The 3,871-nt window shown below is 67.1% G+C and carries 3 protein-coding genes and 1 pseudogene; 2 read left to right on the plus strand and 2 right to left on the minus strand.

The window, feature by feature from the left end; all coding sequences use genetic code 11:
• Positions 1–237 (plus strand): zinc ribbon domain-containing protein (locus EFK10_RS01835; protein WP_164835771.1); only part of this gene is annotated, 237 nt, incomplete at its 5' end.
• Positions 238–250: 13 nt separating this feature from the next.
• Here the strand turns inward: EFK10_RS01835 and EFK10_RS01840 are convergent.
• The gene (locus tag EFK10_RS01840) at positions 251–985 is read right to left on the minus strand and encodes a DUF1345 domain-containing protein (protein WP_127354032.1); all 735 of its coding nucleotides are present in this window, start codon (positions 983–985) and stop codon (positions 251–253) included.
• An 18-nt stretch (positions 986–1,003) separates the two neighbouring features.
• The gene (gene lpdA, locus EFK10_RS01845) at positions 1,004–2,404 is read right to left on the minus strand and encodes a dihydrolipoyl dehydrogenase (RefSeq protein ID WP_127354033.1); all 1,401 of its coding nucleotides are present in this window, start codon (positions 2,402–2,404) and stop codon (positions 1,004–1,006) included.
• A gap of 1,216 nt (positions 2,405–3,620) precedes the next feature.
• Here lpdA and EFK10_RS01855 point away from each other — a divergent pair.
• Positions 3,621–3,871, plus strand: a pseudogene (locus tag EFK10_RS01855) (hypothetical protein); the annotation flags it as partial.

A 3,871-nucleotide genomic window follows, 5' to 3' on the forward strand; every position in this document is an offset into this window, starting at 1 on the left:
TGCGGGGCGTGCGGGACGATCCGCGAGAAGCTGCCGCTGAACGTCCGTGAGTGGACGTGCGACTGCGGCATCACCCATGACCGCGACGTGAACGCGGCGCGCAACATCAAGGCGGCCGGGCTGGCCGTCTCGGCCTGTGGAGACGGTGTAAGACCTCAACGGGAGTCCTCCCGGACGGGGCAGTCGTCGGTGAAGCAGGAAGCCCAGCGGGCGACCGCTGGAAACCCCCGCCGTTAGGCGCGGGAGGAAGTCAATTCAGGATGTTGACGGCCCGGGCGACCACCAGGACCACGGTCACCAGGGAGACCGAGGACTGCAGCATCATCAGCATCTTGGCCCAGCGCGACAGCGGCATCACGTCGGTCGGGCTGAAGGCGGTGGAGTTGGTGAACGACAGGTACAGGTAATCCAGGAACGCCGGCTCCCAGTCCGGCGGCGCGGTCTCCGGGCTCTGCATCTGTACGAAGAGGAAGTCGGGGAACTGGTGGTGACCGCGGGCCCGTGCCATCGGTCCGCCGCGGTCCCACTCCCAGTACCACAGGGCGAACACGATGACGTTCGTCAGCCAGATGCCGCCGCCGGTCAGCAGCAGAGGCCCGGCGTCCGTCCCCTCGGTGCCGTTGACCAGGCCCACCACCAGCCGGACCGCCGCCCAGCCGTTGGCCAGGCTGATCACGCCGATCAGAGCCAGGCCCAGCCACCGCAGCCACCGGGACCGGGGCTCGACCCGCCGGGGATTGGCGGCGATCAGGCCGGCCAGCAGCACCAGCTCCAGGACCGGCAGCGCCCAGTACGGCTGGAGGGTGAGCCGGTGCGGCAGCATCAACTGGAGGGCGACCGCCACCAGGATCACGGCGGTCACCGCCCAGCGCGACTCACCGCGCGTCGCCCGGCGCCACGCGGGTGCCACATCGCGCCCGCCGTTCTCCAGCATCCGCTCGATCCTGGCCAGGCGGCTCTCGGCGTCGTGCATACCGTCGGTCATGGTGACGATTGTCCCGGGTCACATGTTGATCATGTGACCGGCCAGCCCGTGGATGGCCTCCTTGACCGCCTCGCCGAGCGTCGGGTGGCCGTGCACATTGCGCGCGACCTCGTGGACGCTCAGGTCCCACTGCTGGGCAAGGGTCAGCTCCGGGAGGAGCTCGGTGACCTCGGGGCCGATCAGGTGGGCGCCGAGGAGCTCGCCGTACCGGGCGTCGCTGAGGATCTTGACAAAGCCCGCGGTATCGCCCAGACCGTGCGACTTACCGTTGGCGGTGAACGGGAACTTCGCCACCCGGACGTCGAAGCCCTTCTCGCGGGCCTGCGCCTCGGTCCAGCCGAAGCTGGCGATCTGCGGCTGGCAGTAGGTCGCCCGCGGGATCATGACGTAGTCGAGCTCCATGGTCTCCGCGTCGGCGATCGTCTCGGCCGCCACGATGCCCATCGACTCGGCCGCGTGGGCGAGCATCAGCTTCGCCGTCACATCGCCGATGGCGTAGATGTGCGGGACGCTCGTGCGGCAGCGCCCATCGATGTCGATCGCCCCTCGGTCGGTGAGCTTCACACCGGTGTTCTCCAGACCGTAGCCCTGCACGCGCGGCTGGAAGCCGATCGCCTGCAGCACTTTGCCGGCCTGCAGCGTCTGCCGCTGGCCACCCATGGTCACCATGACCTTGACCGAATCGCCCGAGTCGTTGATCGCCTCGACCCGGGTGGAGGTCAGCACATCGACGCCGAGCCGCTTGTAACGGCGGGTCAGCTCCGCGGAGACCTCCTCGTCCTCCAGCGGGACGATGCGGTCGAGGAATTCGACGAGGGTGACGTGGACGCCGTAGTTGTGCAGTACGTAGGCGAACTCGACGCCGATGGCGCCCGCGCCCGCGATGATGATGCTCTCCGGGAGCGTGTCGGACAGGATCTGCTCCTCGTACGTCACCACGCGCTCGCTGAGCGAGGTGCCGGGCAGCAGCTTCGTGGTGGCGCCGGCGGCGATGATGCAGTGGCCGAAGGTGACGGTTTCCGTGCCGCCTTCGCCGAGGGCGACCTGGAGGGTGTGGTCGTCGCTGAAGGTGCCGTGGCCGGTGTACTGGGTGATCTTGTTCTTCTTCATCAGGTAGTGGACGCCCTTGACGCGCCCGTCCGCCACCTTGCGGCTGCGGGTGAATGCCTCGCCGTAGTCGAAGCTCACCTCGCCGTTCACCCGGATGCCGAAGGTCTTGGCCTCCTGGGTGAAGATGTGGGCCAGCTCCGCGTTGCGCAGCAGCGCCTTCGACGGGATGCACCCCACGTTGAGGCACACCCCGCCCCAGTACTTCTCCTCGACGATCGCCGTGCTGAGGCCGAGCTGAGCGGCCCTGATCGCCGCGACATATCCCCCTGGGCCGGCGCCCAGGACCACCACGTCAAAGTGTGCGCTCATGACGGCCAGCCTAGTACCCCAGCCGTAGACGCCGATCTTGCCGGCCGGGCATGGCGTACGCACACGGGGTACGGCCACCGTTGATCATCGGTACGCACTCACCGCGCGCTTGGCCTCCGACTGGTGGAGCTCGTCCCGTGCCCGTCTGCGGCGGTCGAATGTGGGGCCTGGTCAGTGCCTCCTCCGTTGCGCAACGTCCTCGTGTCAGGGCCCCGGCTCGCGGCCCGCATTGGTGATCGAGCGACCCAAGGAGCGCGCCGGTTCAACCGCCTCGTTGTCAACTTGACCCGGTTCTGAAGGAGCGGCCTGCGAGGATGTCCCCGTCCGACGTCGTCGCGATGTTCACGATCCCCAGATCCATACCCAGGAATCCGACCAGGTCCGACTCGCCCTTGCGGTACTCCCGCAGGGGGCCCTGACCTCGGCGTACGTGTGCTTCCGAAGCTCGTACTCGCGCGGCACGCCACGCGCAAACGCAACCTGCTACACCCAGTTCGCCGCGTTATTGCAGGCGTGCAGGGTTGAGCGCAGCGCGACCCGCCTGCTCTGCGGTCGGCAGCAACTTCACCTGCACGACGATCTCCACGCGACGAACCTATCCCTCTCGACTTACAACCGGCCCGGTAAGGGCGGCAGTTGACATGGTGCCGGCCCTGCAAGGAGCCGCAATCGCCGCCCGGAGCTGTGGTTTCCGGCCTCCCGCAGGGAAACGGCGACGCTGCGCGTCGCCGTGGTTCAGGAGCGATTTTTCCCGGGCCCGAAGGCCTGGGCTTCCTCGCCGGATAGCGCTGAACTCGTCGGTGTACCGGCGGACATCGAGCGGAGACTCCTCCTGTCCGGGCCTTACGGGGCTCACGGTTTGTGACAAGTGGCGTCCCCATCCCCATGGGAAGCAAGGTTGTGGATGCTGCCTCGCGGTGACGCATTGGATCTTGTTTGGAGCTTGCAGGCAAAAATTTTGATTCTGCAAAGTTCTGTCTAGTTATTGCGCACCGATGTCTAGGAGATTACGGTCCCCCTTGCGCCGTCACCCGTCTCCCACCCGTCCACGGCAGCCCTCGAGCCGCTTCGCCGACCACCGTTCACAGGGCCGGCGAGGTGTCTTGCTGTGCGCTGTACTGCGTCAATTTTTTGCGTACTCGCTTCTTCCCCGTCCCTCCCCCTCTGGCGGTGCCCACGGCGCAAGTCCGGCATTTCGTGCCGAAAGGAGCAATAAGTGTTCCATTCCATCCGAGATCTGAGGCGAGCCCTCGTCTGGGCAGTCAGCACCGCGATGTTGGCTGCCGTCGGCGTCTTCGCTCTGGCTGTCCAACCGGCGTGGGCGGCGACTGCTGCCACTGGCGGCAGCGGCGCGAGCCTGCCGTACGTTGAGGTGCAGGCGGAGAATTCCGCCACCAACGGTTCGGTCATCGGCCCGAGTTACACTCAGGGCCAGTTGGCTGACGAGGCGTCGTATCGCAAGGCCAC

Origin of the sequence: Streptomyces soli, assembly GCF_003999195.1 — a bacterium.
Lineage (GTDB): Bacteria > Actinomycetota > Actinomycetes > Streptomycetales > Streptomycetaceae > Actinacidiphila > Actinacidiphila soli.

What these genes read in the sequence shown, in the direction of transcription:
- lpdA (WP_127354033.1), bottom strand. Translation starts at nt 2,404, where the DNA reads ATGAGCGCACACTTTGACGTGGTGGTCCTGGGCGCCGGCCCAGGGGGA.
- EFK10_RS01840 (WP_127354032.1), bottom strand. Translation starts at nt 985, where the DNA reads ATGACCGACGGTATGCACGACGCCGAGAGCCGCCTGGCCAGGATCGAG.